We start from the raw sequence: 20,390 nt of genomic DNA, 5'->3' as shown, positions 1-20,390 counted from the left end.
TGCACAGGCTTAGTATTTATTAATCTTTCGACTAGTATATGCCGAATTCTTCTTTTACTTTGTCGATATAATCGAGTTTTTCCCAGGTAAACAATTCTACTTCTACAGTCTTATCTTCCAGGTAACGAGAGTGGAAACTCTTGGTTACAACCTTTGGAGTACGTCCCATGTGTCCGTAAGCAGCAGTTTCCGAATAGATAGGATTACGAAGTTTCAGGCGGTCTTCGATTGCTTTTGGACGAAGATCGAATATCTTATCAATTTTCTTTGCAATCTCCCCGTCAGTAATGTTCACATTGCTGCGGTTATAAGTGTCAACATAAATATTGATAGGACGTGCCACACCAATAGCATAAGATATCTGAACGAGGATCTCATCGGCTACACCTGCAGCAACAAGGTTCTTTGCAATGTAACGTGCTGCATAAGCTGCACTACGGTCTACCTTGCTAGGGTCTTTTCCTGAGAAAGCACCACCACCATGAGCACCTTTACCACCGTAAGTATCAACAATAATCTTACGTCCGGTTAATCCTGTATCTCCGTGAGGTCCCCCAATAACGAACTTTCCTGTTGGATTAACGTGGTAAGTAATAGCACCGTTGAACAAGTCCAATACCTTTTTGTTATGAATAGAAGCAAAAACTCTAGGCATCAACACCTTTAATACGTCTTCGCGGATAACAGAAAGCATCTCTTCGTCGGCTTTCAACTGCGCTTCAGGAGAGTCGTTTTCAGGTTTAACGAAATCATCGTGCTGAGTAGATACAACAATAGTATCAATACGCACAGGTTTTCCGTTATCATCATATTCTATTGTAACCTGGCTTTTTGCATCTGGACGGAGGTAAGTCATTTGCTTGCCTTCTTTTCTGATTTTAGCCAGAATATATAGTATTTTATGCGCAAGATCAAGAGATAAAGGCATGTAGTTTTCTGTTTCGTTGGTTGCATAACCAAACATCATTCCCTGGTCGCCAGCACCCTGTTCCATTGGGTCTGAACGTTCCACTCCACGATTGATATCAGGAGATTGTTCGTGAATAGCAGAAAATACGCCGCATGAGTTTCCTTCGAACATATACTCGCCTTTGGTATAACCAATTTTATTGATTACGTTACGAGCAACTTCTTGCAGATCAACATAAGCTTCAGATTTCACTTCACCCGCAAGTACTACTTGTCCTGTAGTAACGAGAGTTTCGCAAGCTACTTTAGAACTAGGATCGTAAGCCAACAGTTCGTCAAGTACAGCATCCGATATTTGATCGGCTACTTTGTCGGGGTGTCCTTCAGACACCGATTCGGATGTGAATAAATATCCCATGGATAAATAAAGTTTTAGATTGACGGATTTTTAATTCGTCTGTTTATACTAAATAAATATTCTGAAAAGGGATTGATTCGGAAGGAAGAAACGCGATAAATAAGCTATTATTTAGCATTTTTTACTGTGGTTGCAAGCTGCCCAAATCTTTCCACATTTAATTCTGGTACAAATGTATAGCTAATTTCCTGAGTTTTGTTCTTTTAGCTGTATAAATTTTAAGACTTTAACACTCATAAAGACAATTCATCATAGAAAGATTGAACCGTTTTCCCTGTACCGGGAATCACAAGTTCCGGAGCAATTTCCCAAAGAGGCTTCATTACAAAGAGCCTTTCGGTCATAAGTGGATGAGGAATGGTTAAGCTTTCAGTACTCAGAATGAGGTCATCATATAGAAGAATATCAATGTCGATAACTCTGTCACTATAGGTTCCGTTAACCGATTTTTTATTTCTGCCAATCTCTTTTTCAATCTCCTGAGTCTCTTCCATTAGTTGAAGGGGAGAAATAGAAGTTTCTGCACAAACAACTGCGTTGAGAAAAGAATTTGTAGATTCAAATCCCCACGGTTCGGAAGCATAAAAAGCGGATTGGGAAGTAATTCTCCCAATCCGCTCTCTTATTTTATCAATAGCAAGACACAGGTTTTTCTCTTTATCGCCCAGATTTGTACCTAAACCGAAATAAACCAATGCCATTGTTTTTATTCTATTAGTCAATAATCAACATTGCATCTCCATAAGTACCGAAGCGGTATCCTTCTTTCAATGCAACCTGATAAGCATCCATAACAAGATCATATCCACCAAATGCTGCAACAATCATCAATAATGTAGATAGAGGCATGTGGAAATTAGAGATCATTGAATTGGCTACTGTGAACTCATAAGGAGGGAAAATAAATTTATTAGTCCATCCTTCGAAAGTCTTAAGGTGTCCGTCTGTACTTACTGTACTTTCAATAGCTCTCATAACTGTAGTTCCAACAGCACAGATGTTTCTGTTAGCATCTTTTGCCTTGTTTACAATATTAACAGCTTTTTCAGAAACAAACATTTGCTCTGAATCCATCTTGTGCTTAGTAAGATCTTCTACATCAATATCGCGGAAGTTACCAAGGCCTGCATGCATGGTGATAAATGCAAAGTCGATTCCTTTAATCTCCATACGTTTCATCAACTCACGGCTGAAGTGCAAACTTGCGGTAGGTGCAGTTACAGCTCCTTCGTTTTTTGCAAAGATAGACTGGAATCTTTCTTCGTCGTCTGCCTCTACGGGGCGATTGATAATAGTATGAGGAAGTGGAGTCTCGCCAAGAGCATAAAGTGCTTTCTTGAATTCTTCATGAGGTCCGTCATAAAGGAAGCGAAGCGTACGTCCGCGCGAAGTAGTGTTGTCAATTACTTCAGCAACCATTGAATCGTCTTCACCGAAATATAGTTTGTTACCAATTCTGATTTTACGAGCAGGATCTACCAATACATCCCACAAACGAAGTTCTTCGTTTAACTCACGTAATAAGAAAACCTCAATGCGTGCTCCTGTTTTTTCCTTGTTTCCATAAAGACGGGCAGGGAACACTTTAGTATCATTGAATATAAAAACATCTTTATCATCAAAATAATCTAAGATGTCCTTAAACACTCTATGCTCTATTTCACCAGTCTTCTTATGAAGAACCATCAAACGGGATTCATCCCTGTACCTAGTAGGGTGCAAAGCAATTTTATCCTCTGGAAGCTTAAATTTAAATTGTGATAGTTTCATATTTTCTTTCTTTACGTTAGTTTACTTCTCTATTTCTTGTTTATCCAACCATTCCACGAAATCTTCAATTTCCATGCAATGTTCTAATTTTACATCTCCCACACGGGTGCGGATTAGTCCGGTGAGATGGGCACCGCTATTCAATGCTTCTCCGATATCTCTGGCTAAAGCACGGATATAAGTACCTTTGCTGCACACTACCCGAATCTTTATTTCGGGTAAATTACACTCTAGTAATTCAATTTCATCAATAACTAAAGTCTTAGGCTTCAGTTCTACCTCTTTTCCTGCTCTTGCCAGTTCGTAAGCTCTTTCGCCATCGATCTTGCAAGCAGAAAAGGCAGGCGGTATCTGTTCAATACTTCCTATAAATTTTTTCAGAGCTTCTTCTACCACTTCACGGGTAATATGTTCCGTAGGGTAAGTAGCGTCAATCTCTTTTTCCAGATCAAAAGAAGGAGTCGTTGCTCCCAATTTTATCGTGGCAATATATTCTTTAGTCTGATACTGAAATTCTTCAATTCGCTTGGTTGCTTTACCAATGCATATAATCATTACACCTGTAGCTAGCGGATCAAGAGTTCCGGCATGGCCTACTTTTAGCTTTTTTACTCTAAGTTTTCTCAGCAACGGATATTTCACCTTTGCTACGAGATTAAAAGAAGTCCACGTTAGTGGCTTGTTGAAGTATAATACTTCTCCTTCAATAAAGTTCATTAAACGACTTCTAAGTTATGTCCTAAATACATCATCACTAAAATGATTCCTCCCACGATAATACGATAATAGCCAAAAGCTTTAAACCCGTATTTGGTCACAAAGCTGATAAAAAACTTAATAGCAAGCAATGCTACAATAAATGCCACTATATTTCCTATAACCAATGCTCCTATGTTTTGAGTCAGAATATCAATTCCGTTTGGTTCAAGAAGAAGCTTCAACAGTTTATAGGCTGTAGCAGCAAACATGGTAGGAACAGCAAGGAAAAAAGAAAACTCGGCAGCTGTTTTGCGAGACATCTTTTGTGCCATACCTCCTACAATCGTAGCCATTGAACGAGATACGCCCGGTATCATGGCTATACATTGAAAAAGACCAATATTAAAAGCTTTTTTCTCTGTCATGCCTTTGCTTTCATCTACTTTTTTAAAGATATTATCAACGAAAAGCATGAATATTCCTCCTATAACCAACATTACTGCAACGACAGTTACACTTTCCAGCATTTCGTCAATTTTATCACTGAATGCAAACCCGAAAAAAGCTGCCGGAATAAATGCAACTAAGAGTTTCCAATAGAAATCAAACTTATAGATGAATCTTTTGACATAAACAACAACTTTTCCAGAAAAAGGTTTGTCAGCCGCTGCTTGTTGATCAAAGATTTTACATTTATTCAGTTTAAAGAAACGTTTCCAGTATAGAACAACAACCGATAAAATTGCTCCAAACTGGATTATTACAGTAAATGCTTTTACAAACTCAGTACTCTGAACGCCCAACATGCTTTGAGCAATAATCATATGTCCGGTAGAAGATACCGGAAGAAATTCTGTTAGACCTTCAACAATAGCAATTATGATGGTTTGTAAATATGATAAATCTCCCATTCTTATTCTTCAGATTTTGGTTTACGAACTACTCCATAGATCATAAATATAAATCCTAAGAAGCAAATTACCGGAGCTAGTTTAATTCTACGTGCACTGAAAATATCTGGTTGGAAAGTTGTTTCTGTTGTAGAAGGACCAGCCATTAATATAAATCCCAGAATAACAACGATCATTCCTATTGCCAATAAGATAAAATTTGTCTTACCAAAGGCTAATTTCTTTTTATCCATATTCTTTGTTTATTATGTTTCTTGTTGTTAGATATAGTAAAGAGTACTTGCTTTCATTCTCAGATATCTGTTAATAGAAAGATAAGCACATAAGAATGTTATTATAATACCGAAAAGGAATACCGATGCAGAAACAATAAGCATTACCTCGGGAGTAACAATAGAGATTAGTTCAGGCTCATAGTTTACTAACATGTTAGCCCCTCCCAATAATATTGCATCTGCTGCAAATGCAGAGATTACCCCAATCCATATATTACGTATAAGGAACGGTTTTCGAATAAATCCCCAACTAGCACCAACAAGTTTCATGGTGTGAATCAGGAATCTCTTTGAATATATTGTCAACCGTATTGTATTGTTGATCAGTGCAAAAGATATAAACGTGAGCAATCCGGCAAGGCAAAGTAACACAATACTGATGTTGCGGATATTATTGTTCACAGAATCAATCAAGTCTTTCTGATATAGAATCTCCTGAATATTGGTATTCTTTTTAATCTTTCTTTCAATCTTGGCAATACTGTCGGAGTTTGCATAAGCAGAGTTCAGCTTCACTTCAATTGAAGCGGTAAATGGGTTATATCCTAAAAAGTCTTCAGGGTCGGTTCCCATAGCTATGCTTTGCTCGCGGAGCGCCTGTTGTTTTGATATGTAGCTGGATTGCTTTACGAAAGGTTCTTTATTTAGTTCCTTCTGCATGGTAAGAATCTCCGATTCGGGCATATCATCACTGATAAGAATCGAGAAGTTTATATTCTCGCGTACATATACAGACAGGTTGTTTGCCGAGAGCACAAAAAACACAACTAATCCCAGCAAAAGCAAAACCAGCATAGTGCTGATACTTGAAGTTACACTTTGAATATCGAAGTATGGAACAGTATTTGTTTTATGTTTATTTCTCATAACCTTTTTTTCTGAATACATAAATAATAGAGCTGCTCTTTTCCTTATTACTTAAAGAACTGAACCATGCAAGCGTACCAGCAAACATTCCTTTTACAAGACTTGATTTGCTCTCTTTATATTTCTCACTCAATATAGACACATAAAATGCATCAAATGGCATTGGTAAATGATTTACTAATGTAAAGTTGTGCTTCTCTCCAAACTTCTTTATTGAGTCTGGTGTAAAATGCCATAAATGGCGAGGAACATCATAAGCTGCCCAAAACTCTTTATATTTTTGCGCATCGTAGGAAGAGCAATTAGGTACTGCTACAACCAGGCATCCGTCATCTTTCAATAATTCATGGAGTCTTTCCCATGTTTCATTCAAGTGTTCCAGATGTTCCATCACATGCCATAGGGTGATAACGTCGAATGAACCTGAAGAGAAATCATTCAGTCCGGAATCATCTTTAATGTCGAGGTTGAAATTCTTTTTTGCAAAAGAACGTGCCTGTGCGCTTTTCTCAATAGCTTCTACCTGCCAGCCTTTTTGCTGCATGGTATGAGAGAAGTATCCGGTTCCGGTTCCAATATCCAGAATCTTTCCCGAAGTTTTTCCAGTAATATTATTGATTAGTTGGGCCTTTTTCTGAAGCATGCGTGAACGCACCAAATGATAAAGCTCGTTCATCATCCCTTTTTTAGTATCGCTGTGGGAAATGTAATCCGGTGTTTCGTAGTATTTACCAATTTCTTTCTCCACAGGAAATCCTTGTGTAAACTGGAAACCACAATTCTCACACTGAAGTAGGTCGAATTGCTCTCCGGAAGCATAAAAATCAGTACATGTCATCTTCTTAACAAGGTGTGTTCCACCGCAAAGAGGACAAGTGTTTATTGTGAGTTTGTTCATTTGTTTATTACCATCTTGAGTAGCCAAAATTTCGTATGGCCACACTTCACCCTAATTTGGTGCAAATAAACAAATAAAAAGTGGAGTATAAGCTATTCTTTAAGGATTTTTAATTAACATAATATCTCATTGTTATCTAACTGGAATTGCCTGTTTTTGAAAACGTTTGCACTTAAGGCGAATTCTGTTTTTTACTTTAACTCAGTGTAGTCTGAATATAATTTACTTGCTTTGTGCTTAATAAAAAGTTAATCGATTAATGCTATTGATAAAGCATTCTTATTTTCAGATAATCATGATGAAGAAATTCTTTCTATTTTGTTTGTTTACATTAGGTATAGTTAATGCTTCAGGGCAACCTGATAAACTTGTTGGGAAAAATATTTCGGTATTTTATCCTAGAAATTATAATGCGGCTGCTCATTCACCTTCGTTTGCCTTAATTAAGGAGCCTGTAGCAATTGGTGATATTCCGAAGAACTGGAGCCTTAAACCAACTTTCTATTCTAAGAACGGGAAATCTTATGCAACATTGCCTATCGCTAAAGGAACCAGTCTATATGGCACAGGAGAAAATACAGGTCCGTTACTGAGAAATGGCAAAAGTGTTACTTTATGGAATACGGATAATTATGAATTTCGTAAAGACGAAGGCAAACGACTTTATCAGTCTCATCCGTGGGTGCTGGGTGTAAATAGCGATGGAACTGCATTCGGAATTATTGCAGACAATACCTGGAAGCAGCAGATAGAGTTGACTGACAGCATCCGCTTTATCTCCGAAGGACCGGCTTTCAGAATTATTATCATTAAAAGAGAATCGCCTCAGGAAGTTGTTAAATCATTAGCCGGTTTGGTTGGCAAAATGGCTTTACCTCCACTGTGGTCACTTGGCTATCAGCAGTGTCGTTTCTCTTATGTACCCGATACTCGTATTAAAAGTGTGGCCGATACATTCCGGATTAAAAAGCTTCCTTGCGATGTTATCTGGATGGATATTGATTATATGGATAATTTCAAGGTTTTCACTTTCGACAAAAAGAAAATTCCTAATCCTAAAGAAGTAAACGATTATTTGCATAGCAAGAATTTTAAATCCATTTGGATGATTGATCCGGGAATAAAGGCCGAGAAGGGATATTCTGTTTACGAATCAGGAAGCGAGGGTAATCACTGGGTTTTGAATAAAGAAGGAAAAGAGTTTAATGGCAATGTGTGGCCCGGTAAATGTGCTTTCCCCGATTTTACACGACCAGAGACCAGAGCCTGGTGGGGCGATCTTTATAAAAACTTTATGGCTACAGGTATTGATGGTGTTTGGAATGACATGAATGAGCCTTCAGTTTTTGATGGTCCTGATGGAACAATGCCTGAAGATAATTATCATAGAGGCGGAGGTGATTTGGTTGCCGGTTCTCATCTTCGTTATCATAATGTATATGGTACACTGATGATTAAAGCATCAAGAGAAGGTATTATGAAAGTTAATCCCGATAAGCGACCATTTATATTATCACGTTCGGGCTTTTTAGGTAGTCATCGTTATGGCGCGACCTGGACTGGCGATAATTCTTCGACTGAGGAATATATGAAACTATCTGTTCCGATGTCTCTTAATCTGGGCTTATCTGGACAGCCGTTCAGCGGACCGGATATGGGAGGCTTTACCAAGAATGCTACTCCCCAACTTTTTGGACAATGGATTGCAACTGACGCATTTTTCCCCTTTATGAGAGGCCATGCAAGCAATGATGCCAACAATAAAGAGCCATGGGCTTTTGGACAGGAGATAGAAAATGTATCTCGTACGGCATTAAACAGAAGATATCGTTTATTGCCTTATCTCTATACTTTGTTTTACGAATCGTCTAAAGCGGGTGTGCCGGTTATGCAACCTGTCTTTTTTGCCGATGTAAAGGATACAACGCTAAGAAAAGAAGATCAGGCATTTTTGGTGGGAAGTGATTTGCTGATTGTTCCGAAATGGGCTGTTAAACCCTCTTTGCCAAAAGGAATATGGAGAACTGTTTCCATTGCCGGAGAAAATAGTAAAACGGATAAGTATCAGGCAGACGTTAAGGTTAGAGGAGGAGCCATTATTCCTATGAGTAAGATTATCCAGAATACAAATGAATATACTCTTGATTCATTAACGTTGGTGGTTTCATTAGATAAGCAAGGCCTGGCAAAAGGTCGACTTTATGAAGATGCCGGAGAAGGGTATCAATATGAAAAGGGAGAATATTTGCTTTCTTATTTCACCGCTAAGCAAAAAGGCTCTTTGGTAAATCTTATTATAAAACGTGAATCAGGAAACTGGGAATTGAAATCCCGTAAATATAAAGTTTTAGTTAGAACAGATAAAGGAACTTTTGCTTCGCCGTGGACAAATAGTACAAATGTTACTGTATCTTTATCTGGTAAGAAAATTGAAAGTGAAAATTAATAAAAACTATAAATATCATGAGAAAAGTATTCTTATTTCTGTTTTTAACCTGTCTGGCTGTGGTTTCTAAAGCAGAATCTATTAAGTCGCCAGATGGCAATCTGGAACTTAATTTTGAAGTTAAAGGAGGAATTCCTGTTTATCAGCTAACCTATAAAAACAAACCAGTAGTTAAGGAAAGTAAGCTGGGACTCGATTTAAAAGAAGGCGAAGACCTGCTGGATGGTTTTACTAAAACAAAGATTGAAACAAGCTCTTTTGATGAAAACTGGAATCCGGTTTGGGGAGAGGTGAAGACTATTCGTAATCATTATAATGAACTTGCTGCTACATTAACTCAACAAGCTGTCGATCGTTATATTATTATTCGTTTCCGTTTGTACAACGACGGACTAGGCTTCCGCTATGAGTTTCCACAACAAAAGAATTTCAACTATTTTGTTATTAAGGAAGAGAAAACACAGTTTGCAATGGCGGGCGATCACAAAGCATTCTGGCTTCCGGGAGATTATGATACTCAGGAATACAGCACTGTAACTTCCGATCTTTCTGAGATTCGCGGAAAGATGAAAGTGGCTATTACTCCAAACTCCTCACAAACTCCGTTCTCACCAACAGGAGTTCAGACTCCATTGATGATGAAGAGTAAAGACGGACTTTATATCAACATTCACGAAGCTGCATTGGTAGATTACTCTTGCATGCACCTTAATCTGGATGATAAAACCATGACTTTCGAATCTTGGCTTACTCCCGATGCAATTGGAGATAAAGGATATTTGCAAACTCCTTGTCAATCTCCCTGGCGTACTGTTATTGTTAGCGATGATGCGCGAGATATTCTGGCTTCAAAAACAATTTTAAACCTTAATGATCCTTGTAAATATACAGATACTTCATGGATTAAGCCGGTAAAGTACGTTGGTGTGTGGTGGGAAATGATTACTGGAAAAAGTACTTGGTCGTACACTGACCTTCCTGCTGTGAAACTTGGTGTAACTGACTACTCAAAGACCGTTCCTAACGGCAAACATGCAGCTAATACTGCACACGTGAAAGAGTATATTGATTTTGCTGCAAAACATGGCTTTGATGCTGTGTTGGTAGAGGGATGGAACGAAGGTTGGGAAGACTGGTTTGGCAAGACCAAAGATTATGTATTCGACTTTGTTACTCCTTATCCCGATTTTGATGTAAAAGAACTCCATCGTTATGCTGCCAGTAAAGGTGTAAAAATGATGATGCATCACGAAACATCTGCTTCTGTCCGTAACTACGAACGTCACATGGATAAAGCTTATCAGTTTATGGTTGACAATGGTTATAATGCAGTGAAGAGTGGTTATGTAGGAAATATAATTCCTCGTGGCGAATACCATTATGGTCAATGGATGGTAAACCACTATCTGTATGCTGTAACTAAGGCTGCAGAATACAAAATTATGGTAAATGCCCACGAAGCAGTTCGCCCTACCGGACTTTGCCGCACTTATCCTAACCTGATTGGTAACGAATCTGCTCGCGGAACAGAATACGAAGCATTTGGTGGAAGCAATCCCGATCATACTACAATTCTTCCGTTTACCCGTTTGATGGGTGGCCCGATGGATTATACTCCAGGAATATTAGATACAAGAATCAGTTTCCTTCCGGGAGAACACTCTTTTGTTCGCAGCACACTTGTTCGTCAGATGGCATTATATGTAACCATGTATAGTCCGCTACAAATGGCTGCCGACCTTCCCGAAAGCTATAATAAATATATGGATGCATTCCAGTTTATTAAAGATGTAGCTGTTGACTGGGATGACAGCAAGTATCTGGAAGCAGAACCGGGCGATTATATTACTGTAGCTCGTAAAGCAAAAGGTACGAACAACTGGTTTGTAGGGAATACAAGTGATGAGAATGGACATGTCTCTAACCTGTCATTTAGTTTCCTTGATCCGGGTAAGAAGTATATCGCAACGATATATTGTGATGCTGCAAATGCACATTATGAAAAGAATCCTTCAGCATATACCATAAAAAAAGTGGTAGTGACTAGCAAATCTAAAACAACATTGAAGGCTGCTCCTGGTGGAGGTTTTGCAATAAGCATTATTGAAGCTAAAGATGCAAAAGAGCTGAAAGGACTGAAAAAGTTATAATGTAACGCTGTAAAAAGTGTTTCAGATAAGCGCGGGCAACTATACCATATTTCTGCATATTTACGGGATGGTATAAAGTTGCCCGCGCCTTATTTTCAGTGGCTTATCTTAAAAAATAAAATAGTAGGACGGAAAATAACCTATTATCTTTCTTCTTTTAAGAGTCTTTTAGAGTTAAAATGTGTTTTATTGTTGATTTTCAGCTGATTAATTTTGTTAAAACCATGCCCACAAGTATTTATTCTATCAAAACAAGGCTTTATATCTTTGGCTAAAAACATTTGTTAACAACTATTCCTTATTCCCTCTGTAAATTGTCCGCCAATAAAATAAATTCATTCACCAATAAATAAAATCCATTGGTGAATAGTTATTGAACCATTGAGTAATAGTTTTATTCGTATATTTGTCAAATTTAGAATAGAACATTATGAAATACTTATATGCCGTTTTGTTTATCTCATCAACATTAATTTCTTGTAAGAAGAGCTGCAAAGAAGTTCCTCAAAAAGAGAATAATATATCAATTGCAAAAGATTGGGTAAAAGTTGATTCTGCCTATGCTGAATTTCGATCAAGAAATCTTGAACCAGGTAAAGGTGTAACAAGAGATCTGGTTCCCAATGAAGAAACTGCAATTAAAATAGCTGAGGTAATATTATTCTCTATTTATGGCCAGAGTATATATACTGACCGGCCATACTCAATAGAACTAAGAAACGGTGTATGGATTATTGAGGGCACGCTTCCTAAAGGTTGCCAAGGAGGAGTTCCTTATATTGAGATTCAGAAAAAGGATGGAAAGATATTAAAGGTTATGCATGGTAAGTAACTTCTAAAAGTTACTACATGCATAAATCAATATCCTTTTATAGTAATAGCGACTTTAGCCCTTTTACATCTTCAACAATAAAATCGGCACCGGCATGTTCAAGCTCGGTTCTGCTTCCATATCCATAAAGAACACCTATGGAAGAAATTCCATTATTCTTTGCGCCCTCAATATCGTGTTTGCGATCGCCAATCATTATTACGCGAGATAAATCAGTAATCTTATTCGTGCTAAGCACATATTTAATCACATCAGTTTTTGTAGAGCGACTTCCGTTCAATGTACTTCCGCCAATGAAGGTGAAATAATGAGTTAGTTTGAAGTGGTCGAGAATCCTTTTTGCAAAAGGTTCAGGTTTTGAAGTGGCAAGCATCAATATTCTTCCCTGATCTACTTGCGACTGAAGAAAATCCTTTATCCCTTCGTATTCATTATTCTCAAAAATGCCTTTGGTGGCAAAATATTCACGGTATTTTCCTAAAGCAACTTGCGCCTGTTCGTCTGTAAGGTGATAGAATTCTTTGAATGAATCTATGAGAGGAGGACCAATAAACGGGCAAAGATCTTCAAGGTTGTGTACTTTAATTCCAAAGAAAGCTAATGCATGTTGTACGGAACGTGTAATGCCAATCATAGGATCGGTTAGTGTTCCGTCTAAATCAAGAAGTATGTACCGGATATTTTTCATGATGCAAATAGAAAATATATTATTTGCAGGGCAAATGTACGCATTTTCTTTGCTTGTTCTTGCATTTGTCCAATTTTAAATGTTTGTTTTTGTACTAAAAACAGGTTCATTTACTTGTAAATCAGTTTAGTAATACAATGGCAATTTGTCCAATGCTTGTCCGGCAAAATCTGATTTATAATGCTTTACTTTGCAACAGGATAATAAATAGCATAATTAAAACATGTATTCAATAATAGACTTTCGCTTAACTATTCTATCTGTTTCTTTAAAATCTCTAATGGCATTCCTTGGAAATGAATTTAGTCGTTTTCATTCAATTTCTTTAATGGAATGCCACTAGATCTGGTGTCGGGTTAAGAATTTTTGTCTTAACCCGACTGCCAGATACAGCTTGTTTTTCTTCTCTCTTTAGCGGTTATGATGTTTTTTTCTCTCTTTTTAATCAAAAACTCTTGCATATTTCACTAAAACATTATACTTTTGTACCCGCAACCAATAAATGGAAGCACGGGCTTTTAGCTCAGTTGGTTAGAGCAACAGACTCATAATCTGGAGGTCCTTGGTTCAAGCCCAAGATGGCCCACCTCTTAGAATCAAGCCGTTACAAATAATTTGTAACGGCTTTTTTATGCCTTTAAACACAATTTGTATATGCCTTGAGTGGCAAAATGAATATTGATAATAATGAATGGATAAAGAGAATCTGTTTTTTAAACTCAATTCCTTCAAATAATTTGCATATATCACAAAATTTAGAGAACATTGCATCTGTTTACGCACACGATAATTATATAGGCAATACTTTGCATTCCATATAACCATTGAAATACTAAATAAAAAACATGTTGTACGTTCGAATTTTACCTAAAAAAGTATTTGCCATAATTGGCATGATGCTTTTAGCTGCTAACCTGTATGCTCAGGGAAAAGAGCAGAAAAAGGAGTATTCTCCCATTAGTTTAAAGCCATTTTCGGACAGTTCACGACATTGGTATGGAATTCATGATGATCATAATATTATTAATCCGAAGTTTAACCAGCCAAAATACAAAGAATCTGAAATCACAAAAATTGCAGATAACATTTTGCTTTATCAGAGGAATAACGGTGGATGGCCCAAGAACTATGATGTACAGGCAATACTTACTCCACAACAAACTGATAGTCTGATAAAGACAAAGGATATGGTTCATACTACCTTTGATAATTCTACAACATATACTCATGTTGATTATCTGGCTCAGGTTTATACGCTTACGCATATTCAGAAATATAGAACAGCTTGTGAGAAAGGGATTAAATTCATTCTTTCTGCTCAATATCCGAATGGTGGATGGCCGCAATACTATCCTTTGGAAAAAGGATATAGTCGACATATTACTTTTAATGACGGTGCATACATCGGAGTGATGGAAGTCTTAAAAAAGATAGTAACCAATGATATCAATTACTCATTTTTAAATAAAAGCCTGAGAGAGAAAGTTGTTTTGGCTTATAATAAAGGAATTGACTGTATTCTGAAATCGCAGATTGTTGACAAAGATCGACTTACTGCATGGTGCCAGCAGCATGATGAGGTATCTCTGAAGCCTGCCTGGGCCAGAGCATTTGAACCGCCTTGTATTTGTAATGGCGAGAGTGTAGGGATTGTATTGTTCTTGATGGGAATAGATCATCCCAACCAGAAAATAATCACTTCTGTGCAAGCTGCTGTGAAATGGTTTCAGGATTCTAAAATTCTAAATACCCGGGTAGAAACCGTACAAGTAGCACCCGAAAAATCTATCTATAAAACAATTACTACCGACAAAGTTGTTGTTATCGATTCCCTTGCTTCTCCTATATGGACACGTTATTATGAATTGGAAACAGAACGTCCTATGTTCAGCGACAGAAACAGTAAGATTCTTTATTCGTTATCGGAAGTCAGTCGTGAAAGAAGAAGCGGATATGGATGGTATACCTATGCCCCGCAGGATGTACTTAATAAATATCCGAAGTGGGAGAAAAAGTGGTTGTCTGGTGAAAATAAATAGTATCAGATTTTTAATACGCAAAACATCCGAAGTTCAGTACAAGCATATATCTGCTAGTTTGAACTGAACTTTGAATGTTTTGCGTATCTGATTGCTTATTTGAATAGAATCTAAATTTATTCAGAAGAAAAATATCTGAATGTTCTCTTTTAATAATTGATGATAAAGTTATCCTTCGGATTTCTTACTTTCTTCATGTTTACCAACCAATCGTTCTCCTCATCACGATAACCGATAGGCAATAATAAAACACTTTTCAATCCTTTTGATTGAAGCCCAAGTAATTCATCCAGCTCTTCACTAATAAAGCCTTCCATTGGCGTGCTATCTACTTTCAATTCTGCGGCCTGAGCTATGGCTAGCCCTAAGCCAATATAAGCCTGTCTTGCTGTGTGAATAAAATTTTCTTCAGCTGTTTGTGTTAAATAAAGAGCTCTCAGCTTATCTGTATATGACTTAAAACGTCCTCTTGGCAAGCCTCTTTCGTCTGTTGTGTAATTGTATATTTTATCTATCCGTTCTTCTGTGTAGCGATCCCATGCTGCAAATACTAACAAATGAGAGCAATCGGCCACAATTTGCTGTTCCATTGCAATTGGCACTATCTTATTTTTTAGTTCCTGATCAGTAATCACAATTACTCTGAATTGCTGCATCCCTGATGATGTTGGTGCCAACCTTGCTGCTTCTATAATTTTATCTACATCTTCCTGAGCTACTTTTTTAGTAGGGTCGTATTTTTTAGTGGCATAACGCCATTTCAAATCTTCTAATAATGCCATATCTTTAATTTTATATATTTAGATGAATTAATTCCTTTTATGTTTTTACCAAATTATAGATTTATTATGTGATTATACGATATCTATAATGAGTTTTAATATTGCAAATGTAGCTGCAAATTAAATAGTGCACAATATAATAGTAATATATTTATGCTAAAATATTATTTTTTAATTATTAAAAATATTAGTTCAGAAGACTAAACCTTTTTAAATTCTAAAAAACTTATGAGAACTGTTGTTAATAGAAAAGTGCTTTTTTCTTTTTATATTTGTTCCCTATAAACATAAAAAGAGGAAATCATACGCCCAAAATTGCCCTGCTTTTTATTTATTTAAGTCGGAGCTTGCACTTCACATATTATTAAAATTTATAGATGAAATATACAAAAGCAACAATTGAATTTATCAAGGAGCATTTTTTTGATGATCCTTCCAAGCTAGCTCTTCAGGCAAAGAAATACCCAGAGGTGGACATGCCTGTTGCTGTTACTCAGATTGTTGGTCGGAAAATAGCAATGGAGAAAGTCCCTTCCTGGGGTAATACTGATGGCATACTTTATCCAAAGCATCTTTCAATGGAGCAATGCTCGTCGGAGGTTACGGCTCGTTATAAATCATCTCTAGTAAAAGGAAATACTTTAATAGATATCACTGGAGGGCTTGGCATTGATTGTGCTTTTCTTTCTGCAAATTTTCAAAAGGCAATTTATGTAGAACGCCAGGAGGAATTATGCGAAATTGCATCCTCTAACTTTCCTTTATTAGGTTTATCTCATATTGATGTAGTAAATGGTGACGGAGTAGAATACCTTTCCCGAACAGAAAAAGTTGACTGGATTTTTATTGATCCAGCAAGAAGAAATGAGCATGGAGGAAAAGTGGTTGCAATAGCCGATTGTGAACCAAATGTTGCTGAAATCTCAGATTTACTGCTAAGTAAGGCTGAGAATGTTATGATTAAGTTATCTCCAATGCTTGATCTTTCTCTGGCTTTGCATCATTTGTCTTTTGTAAAGGAAGTCCATGTTGTGTCAGTGGCCAATGAATGTAAGGAGTTACTTGTTATTCTTGCAAACGATGCAGCGAACTCAAAAGTCAGTATTCATTGTGTGAATCTGCTCAAGAGCGGAGAAGCTCAGATTTTTTCTTTCGATAAGGAGGAGGAAATGCAAGGGTGCGTATATACCTCAAAAGTGGGTCGTTATCTTTATGAACCTAATGCTTCCATACTTAAGGGTGGTGCTTATAAATGTATCTCAAACAGATATAATCTGAAGAAGTTACATCAGAATAGTCATTTATATACTTCGGATGAATTGGTTATTGATTTCCCTGGGCGTAAATTTGAATGTGATGCTGTTTTTAGTCTCAATAAAAAAGAACTGAAAATGAATTTGGGAGAGATAAAGCAGGCAAATATCACTATTCGGAATTTTCCTTCTTCTGTTTCAGAACTTCGTAAAAGGTTAAAACTGTTGGATGGTGGTGATACCTATCTGTTTGCAACCACTTTGGTTGATGAACAGAAAGTGCTTGTAAAATGTCATAAGTGCTAGCGCTTTAAAATCGTTTTACAGTATAAAATGGTGCCATTAAATTACATTAATGTAGTGGTTTTAATGTTTTTTATTGAAAAAGAGTATCTTTGCATCCCTAACATTTATACAACCTATGGCTATAATTATAAAACAAGTATCTACTAAAAAAGAGCTTAAAAAGTTTATTCAATTCAACAAAGAGTTATATAAAGGCAATGCCTATTCTGTTCCCGATCTATATGATGATATGCTTAATACATTCAATAAGCATAAAAATCCGGCATTTGAATTTTGTGACGCAGAGTATTTTTTGGCATACAAAGATGATAAACTGGTAGGAAGAGTTGCTGCCATAATTAATCACAAGGCAAACAAAACCTGGAACAAAAAGGATGTACGCTTTGGCTGGATAGATTTTATTGATGATCCCGAAGTTTCAGAAGCTTTGCTTAAAGCTGTAGAAAAGTATGGTAAAGAGCATGGAATGGAAAACATTCTGGGCCCATTAGGATTTACTGACTTTGATGCCGAAGGAATGCTGATTGAAGGTTTTGACCAGTTGAGCACCATGGCCACAATTTATAATTATCCTTATTACCCTGAACACATGCAAAAACTCGGCTACGAGAAAGATGCAGACTGGGTAGAGTTTCAGATTTATATTCCAGAGTCTGGCGTTCCAGAAAAGCACCAACGTATTTCTGATATTATACAAAAGAAATATAATCTTAGAGTTCTGAAATATACTTCCAGAAAGAAACTAGCAAAAGATTACGGACAGGAAATTTTCGATTTAATGAATGAAGCCTATAGTCCGCTATACGGATATTCGGCTCTTTCTCAGAAGCAGATTGAACATTATGTCAAGATGTATCTTCCGGTAGTCGACTTAAAAATGGTTCCTCTTATTGTTGACCAGGAAGACAAACTAGTAGCAGTTGGTATAACAATGCCATCCTTGTCTGTTGCGTTACAAAAAGCTCACGGAAGATTGCTACCTTTTGGTTGGTACCATTTACTTAAAGCTTTATTTTTTGGAAAAAGAAAAGTGATTGATCTTCTTTTGATTGCTGTTAAACCAGAGTATCAGAACAAAGGTGTAAATGCATTATTATTTTCTGATTTAATTCCAGTTTACCAAAAAGAAGGTTGTATATTTGCGGAAAGCAATCCCGAATTAGAGATGAATGGCAAAGTTCAGGCTCAGTGGGAATACTTTAAAACAATTCAACATAAACGTCGTCGTGCATTTATAAAGAAAATAGATTTATAGTATATAAGTTTTGGCAAATTTATAATTATGGAAGAAAATATTGAAGAAAAGATCCTGGTTACAGAATATACCGAGGAAAATATTAGGACCCTAGATTGGAAAGAACATATTCGCCGTCGCCCTGGTATGTATATCGGAAAATTAGGTGATGGTTCTCATTCAGATGATGGTATCTATGTACTTCTGAAAGAGGCGTTGGATAATTCTATCGATGAGTACATGATGGGTTATGGCAAGACTATTGAAGTTACGGTTGTAGATGGAAAAGTTACAGTCCGTGACCATGGTCGTGGTATTCCGTTAGGAAAAGTGATAGATGTTTCTTCAAAAATGAATACAGGTGGTAAATACGACTCTAAAGCCTTCAAGAAATCTGTCGGTTTGAATGGAGTTGGTATTAAGGCCGTAAATGCACTATCTTCTTTCTTCCGTATTTCCAGTTTCAGAGAAGGCGAGGAAAAAACCGCTGAATTTGAAAGGGGTAATATTATTAATGATTATCCAATTTCAGAAACAGAGCATGATAATGGTACATTAACTGAATTTATCCCTGATGATACAATATTCAAAGATTATCATTATCTGAATGAACATATCGAGCCCTTATTGAAGAATTATGTATTCCTCAATACTGGTTTGAGTATTATCTTTAATGGAAAGAAATTCCATTCCAAAAATGGATTGGTCGATCTGTTAAATGAAAACATGACTACTGACCCGCTTTATCCAATTATTCACCTATCCGGAGATGATATTGAGATGGTTCTTACCCATAGCGATCAGTATGGCGAAGAATACTATTCGTTTGTTAATGGACAACATACAACTCAAGGTGGTACCCATTTGGCTGCTTTCCGTGAGGCTGTAGCAAGAACAATTAAAGAATATTATTCTAAGAACTTTGATTATGCTGATATTCGATCCGGTATGGTGGGAGCTATCAGTATTAAAGTGGAGGAACCGGTGTTTGAATCTCAGACAAAAACAAAGCTTGGTTCTAAGGATGTTGGCCCTGATGGCCCTTCTGTTGGTAAGTTTATTGGTGACTTTGTAAAACGTGAACTTGATAACTTTTTGCATATCAACCATGAGACTTCTGAGATTCTGCTTCAAAAAATACAAGATTCAGAGAAAGAACGTAAGGCAATTGCCGGTGTAACCAAACTAGCTCGAGAACGTGCTAAGAAAGCGAACCTGCACAACCGCAAACTGCGCGATTGTCGTGTTCACTTAAACGATTTGAAAGGTAAGGATCAGGAAGAATCAAGCCTTTTCATTACCGAGGGTGATTCTGCTAGTGGATCTATTACGAAAAGCCGTGATGTAAATACTCAGGCTGTATTTAGTTTACGTGGTAAGCCATTGAATTCTTTTGGATTAACCAAAAAGGTGGTTTATGAGAATGAAGAGTTCAATCTGCTACAGGCTGCATTAAATATTGAAGACGGTATTGAAGGATTGCGCTATAATAAAGTAATTGTTGCAACAGATGCCGATGTGGATGGTATGCACATTCGTCTGTTATTGATTACTTTCTTCCTGCAGTTTTTCCCTGATCTGATAAAGAAGGGGCATGTGTATATTCTGCAAACGCCTCTTTTCCGTGTACGAAATAAAAAAGAAACTATTTATTGTTATTCGGAAGAAGAACGTATTAGTGCTATTAATAAACTTTCTCCTAATCCCGAAATAACCCGATTCAAAGGGTTAGGTGAAATTTCTCCTGATGAGTTCAGACATTTCATTGGTAAAGATATTCGTTTAGAACAAGTTACTCTCCGAAGAAACGATTTGGTGAAAGGACTTTTAGAGTTCTATATGGGCAAAAATACCATGGAGCGCCAGAATTTTATTATTGACAACCTGGTTATTGAAGAAGATGTAGCTTAAAA

Annotated in this window: 17 protein-coding genes and 1 tRNA gene; 8 read left to right on the top strand and 10 right to left on the bottom strand. The window is 36.9% G+C overall.

What is annotated here, in order from left to right:
* Nucleotides 1–31: 31 nt before the first annotated feature.
* From metK to BUC21_RS06055, 8 genes are all read right to left on the bottom strand, one after another.
* The gene (gene metK / locus BUC21_RS06090; protein WP_073400259.1) at nucleotides 32–1,327 is read right to left on the bottom strand and encodes a methionine adenosyltransferase; all 1,296 of its coding nucleotides are present in this window, start codon (nucleotides 1,325–1,327) and stop codon (nucleotides 32–34) included.
* Nucleotides 1,328–1,560: 233 nt separating this feature from the next.
* Entirely contained in the window at nucleotides 1,561–2,028 is a 468-nt protein-coding gene (gene folK, locus BUC21_RS06085) for a 2-amino-4-hydroxy-6-hydroxymethyldihydropteridine diphosphokinase (RefSeq protein WP_073400256.1), read from the bottom strand.
* Between the two features lie 13 nt (nucleotides 2,029–2,041).
* Nucleotides 2,042–3,097, bottom strand: a complete 1,056-nt coding sequence (queA, locus tag BUC21_RS06080) for a tRNA preQ1(34) S-adenosylmethionine ribosyltransferase-isomerase QueA (RefSeq protein ID WP_073400254.1) — start codon at nucleotides 3,095–3,097, stop codon at nucleotides 2,042–2,044.
* A gap of 21 nt (nucleotides 3,098–3,118) precedes the next feature.
* Nucleotides 3,119–3,814 (bottom strand): tRNA pseudouridine(55) synthase TruB, encoded by a 696-nt coding sequence (truB, locus tag BUC21_RS06075; RefSeq protein ID WP_073400252.1) that lies wholly within the window; start codon nucleotides 3,812–3,814, stop codon nucleotides 3,119–3,121.
* Complete coding sequence (locus tag BUC21_RS06070) at nucleotides 3,814–4,707, bottom strand: undecaprenyl-diphosphate phosphatase (RefSeq protein WP_073400250.1); 894 nt, start codon at nucleotides 4,705–4,707, stop codon at nucleotides 3,814–3,816. The genes truB and BUC21_RS06070 overlap by 1 nt, the downstream gene beginning before the upstream one ends.
* A 2-nt stretch (nucleotides 4,708–4,709) precedes the next feature.
* On the bottom strand, nucleotides 4,710–4,940 hold the full coding sequence (locus BUC21_RS06065; protein WP_073400248.1) for a DUF3098 domain-containing protein: 231 nt from the start codon (nucleotides 4,938–4,940) through the stop codon (nucleotides 4,710–4,712).
* Nucleotides 4,941–4,967: 27 nt separating this feature from the next.
* A complete protein-coding gene (locus BUC21_RS06060; protein ID WP_073400527.1) occupies nucleotides 4,968–5,849 on the bottom strand; it encodes a cell division protein FtsX in 882 nt (293 codons plus the stop codon).
* Nucleotides 5,839–6,747: a class I SAM-dependent methyltransferase gene (locus tag BUC21_RS06055; protein ID WP_073400525.1), complete on the bottom strand. Its 909-nt coding sequence runs from the start codon at nucleotides 6,745–6,747 to the stop codon at nucleotides 5,839–5,841. The genes BUC21_RS06060 and BUC21_RS06055 overlap by 11 nt, the downstream gene beginning before the upstream one ends.
* 295 nt (nucleotides 6,748–7,042) lie before the next feature.
* Here BUC21_RS06055 and BUC21_RS06050 point away from each other — a divergent pair, with 295 nt between their 5' ends.
* The 3 genes from BUC21_RS06050 (at nucleotide 7,043) to BUC21_RS06040 (ending at nucleotide 12,175) form a co-directional block, all read left to right on the top strand.
* Complete coding sequence (locus tag BUC21_RS06050; RefSeq protein WP_083547625.1) at nucleotides 7,043–9,193, top strand: TIM-barrel domain-containing protein; 2,151 nt, start codon at nucleotides 7,043–7,045, stop codon at nucleotides 9,191–9,193.
* 17 nt (nucleotides 9,194–9,210) lie between these two features.
* Nucleotides 9,211–11,343, top strand: a complete 2,133-nt coding sequence (locus tag BUC21_RS06045) for a glycoside hydrolase family 97 protein (RefSeq protein WP_073400244.1) — start codon at nucleotides 9,211–9,213, stop codon at nucleotides 11,341–11,343.
* A gap of 430 nt (nucleotides 11,344–11,773) precedes the next feature.
* Nucleotides 11,774–12,175, top strand: a complete 402-nt coding sequence (locus tag BUC21_RS06040; protein ID WP_083547618.1) for a YbbC/YhhH family protein — start codon at nucleotides 11,774–11,776, stop codon at nucleotides 12,173–12,175.
* A 37-nt stretch (nucleotides 12,176–12,212) separates the two neighbouring features.
* Here the strand turns inward: BUC21_RS06040 and BUC21_RS06035 are convergent, their stop codons facing one another.
* The gene (locus BUC21_RS06035; protein ID WP_073400243.1) at nucleotides 12,213–12,863 is read right to left on the bottom strand and encodes an HAD family hydrolase; all 651 of its coding nucleotides are present in this window, start codon (nucleotides 12,861–12,863) and stop codon (nucleotides 12,213–12,215) included.
* A 512-nt stretch (nucleotides 12,864–13,375) separates the two neighbouring features.
* Between BUC21_RS06035 and BUC21_RS06030 the strand changes: the two genes are divergently transcribed.
* Both BUC21_RS06030 and pelA read left to right on the top strand, forming a co-directional pair.
* Nucleotides 13,376–13,449, top strand: a tRNA-Ile gene (locus BUC21_RS06030).
* A gap of 259 nt (nucleotides 13,450–13,708) precedes the next feature.
* Nucleotides 13,709–14,902, top strand: coding sequence for a pectate lyase (gene pelA / locus BUC21_RS06025; RefSeq protein WP_073400241.1), 1,194 nt, complete (start codon nucleotides 13,709–13,711; stop codon nucleotides 14,900–14,902).
* A 149-nt stretch (nucleotides 14,903–15,051) separates the two neighbouring features.
* Here pelA and BUC21_RS06020 read toward each other — a convergent pair whose 3' ends face one another.
* Nucleotides 15,052–15,684 (bottom strand): NAD(P)H-dependent oxidoreductase, encoded by a 633-nt coding sequence (locus BUC21_RS06020; RefSeq protein WP_073400239.1) that lies wholly within the window; start codon nucleotides 15,682–15,684, stop codon nucleotides 15,052–15,054.
* Nucleotides 15,685–16,061: 377 nt separating this feature from the next.
* On the opposite strand from BUC21_RS06020, the gene BUC21_RS06015 reads away from it, so the two are divergent.
* The 3 genes from BUC21_RS06015 to BUC21_RS06005 all read left to right on the top strand — a co-directional run bounded on the left by BUC21_RS06015 (nucleotide 16,062) and on the right by BUC21_RS06005 (nucleotide 20,388).
* Nucleotides 16,062–17,243, top strand: a complete 1,182-nt coding sequence (locus BUC21_RS06015; protein WP_073400237.1) for a THUMP-like domain-containing protein — start codon at nucleotides 16,062–16,064, stop codon at nucleotides 17,241–17,243.
* A 115-nt stretch (nucleotides 17,244–17,358) separates the two neighbouring features.
* A complete protein-coding gene (locus BUC21_RS06010; protein WP_073400235.1) occupies nucleotides 17,359–18,498 on the top strand; it encodes an N-acetyltransferase in 1,140 nt (379 codons plus the stop codon).
* 27 nt (nucleotides 18,499–18,525) lie between these two features.
* Nucleotides 18,526–20,388, top strand: a complete 1,863-nt coding sequence (locus BUC21_RS06005; protein WP_073400232.1) for a DNA topoisomerase IV subunit B — start codon at nucleotides 18,526–18,528, stop codon at nucleotides 20,386–20,388.
* Nucleotides 20,389–20,390 lie beyond the last annotated feature (2 nt).

It is taken from the genome of Bacteroides luti, from assembly GCF_900128905.1.
GTDB classification, from domain to species: domain Bacteria; phylum Bacteroidota; class Bacteroidia; order Bacteroidales; family Bacteroidaceae; genus Bacteroides; species Bacteroides luti.
The sequence above is the reverse complement of the archived record's forward strand: the minus strand, read 5'-3'. Positions and strand labels throughout refer to the sequence as shown.

Coding starts and splice junctions, on each gene's coding strand:
- metK (WP_073400259.1), bottom strand. CDS start 1,327: ATGGGATATTTATTCACATCCGAATCGGTGTCTGAAGGACACCCCGAC.
- folK (WP_073400256.1), bottom strand. CDS start 2,028: ATGGCATTGGTTTATTTCGGTTTAGGTACAAATCTGGGCGATAAAGAG.
- queA (WP_073400254.1), bottom strand. CDS start 3,097: ATGAAACTATCACAATTTAAATTTAAGCTTCCAGAGGATAAAATTGCT.
- truB (WP_073400252.1), bottom strand. CDS start 3,814: ATGAACTTTATTGAAGGAGAAGTATTATACTTCAACAAGCCACTAACG.
- BUC21_RS06070 (WP_073400250.1), bottom strand. CDS start 4,707: ATGGGAGATTTATCATATTTACAAACCATCATAATTGCTATTGTTGAA.
- BUC21_RS06065 (WP_073400248.1), bottom strand. CDS start 4,940: ATGGATAAAAAGAAATTAGCCTTTGGTAAGACAAATTTTATCTTATTG.
- BUC21_RS06060 (WP_073400527.1), bottom strand. CDS start 5,849: ATGAGAAATAAACATAAAACAAATACTGTTCCATACTTCGATATTCAA.
- BUC21_RS06055 (WP_073400525.1), bottom strand. CDS start 6,747: ATGAACAAACTCACAATAAACACTTGTCCTCTTTGCGGTGGAACACAC.
- BUC21_RS06050 (WP_083547625.1), top strand. CDS start 7,043: ATGATGAAGAAATTCTTTCTATTTTGTTTGTTTACATTAGGTATAGTT.
- BUC21_RS06045 (WP_073400244.1), top strand. CDS start 9,211: ATGAGAAAAGTATTCTTATTTCTGTTTTTAACCTGTCTGGCTGTGGTT.
- BUC21_RS06040 (WP_083547618.1), top strand. CDS start 11,774: ATGAAATACTTATATGCCGTTTTGTTTATCTCATCAACATTAATTTCT.
- BUC21_RS06035 (WP_073400243.1), bottom strand. CDS start 12,863: ATGAAAAATATCCGGTACATACTTCTTGATTTAGACGGAACACTAACC.
- pelA (WP_073400241.1), top strand. CDS start 13,709: ATGTTGTACGTTCGAATTTTACCTAAAAAAGTATTTGCCATAATTGGC.
- BUC21_RS06020 (WP_073400239.1), bottom strand. CDS start 15,684: ATGGCATTATTAGAAGATTTGAAATGGCGTTATGCCACTAAAAAATAC.
- BUC21_RS06015 (WP_073400237.1), top strand. CDS start 16,062: ATGAAATATACAAAAGCAACAATTGAATTTATCAAGGAGCATTTTTTT.
- BUC21_RS06010 (WP_073400235.1), top strand. CDS start 17,359: ATGGCTATAATTATAAAACAAGTATCTACTAAAAAAGAGCTTAAAAAG.
- BUC21_RS06005 (WP_073400232.1), top strand. CDS start 18,526: ATGGAAGAAAATATTGAAGAAAAGATCCTGGTTACAGAATATACCGAG.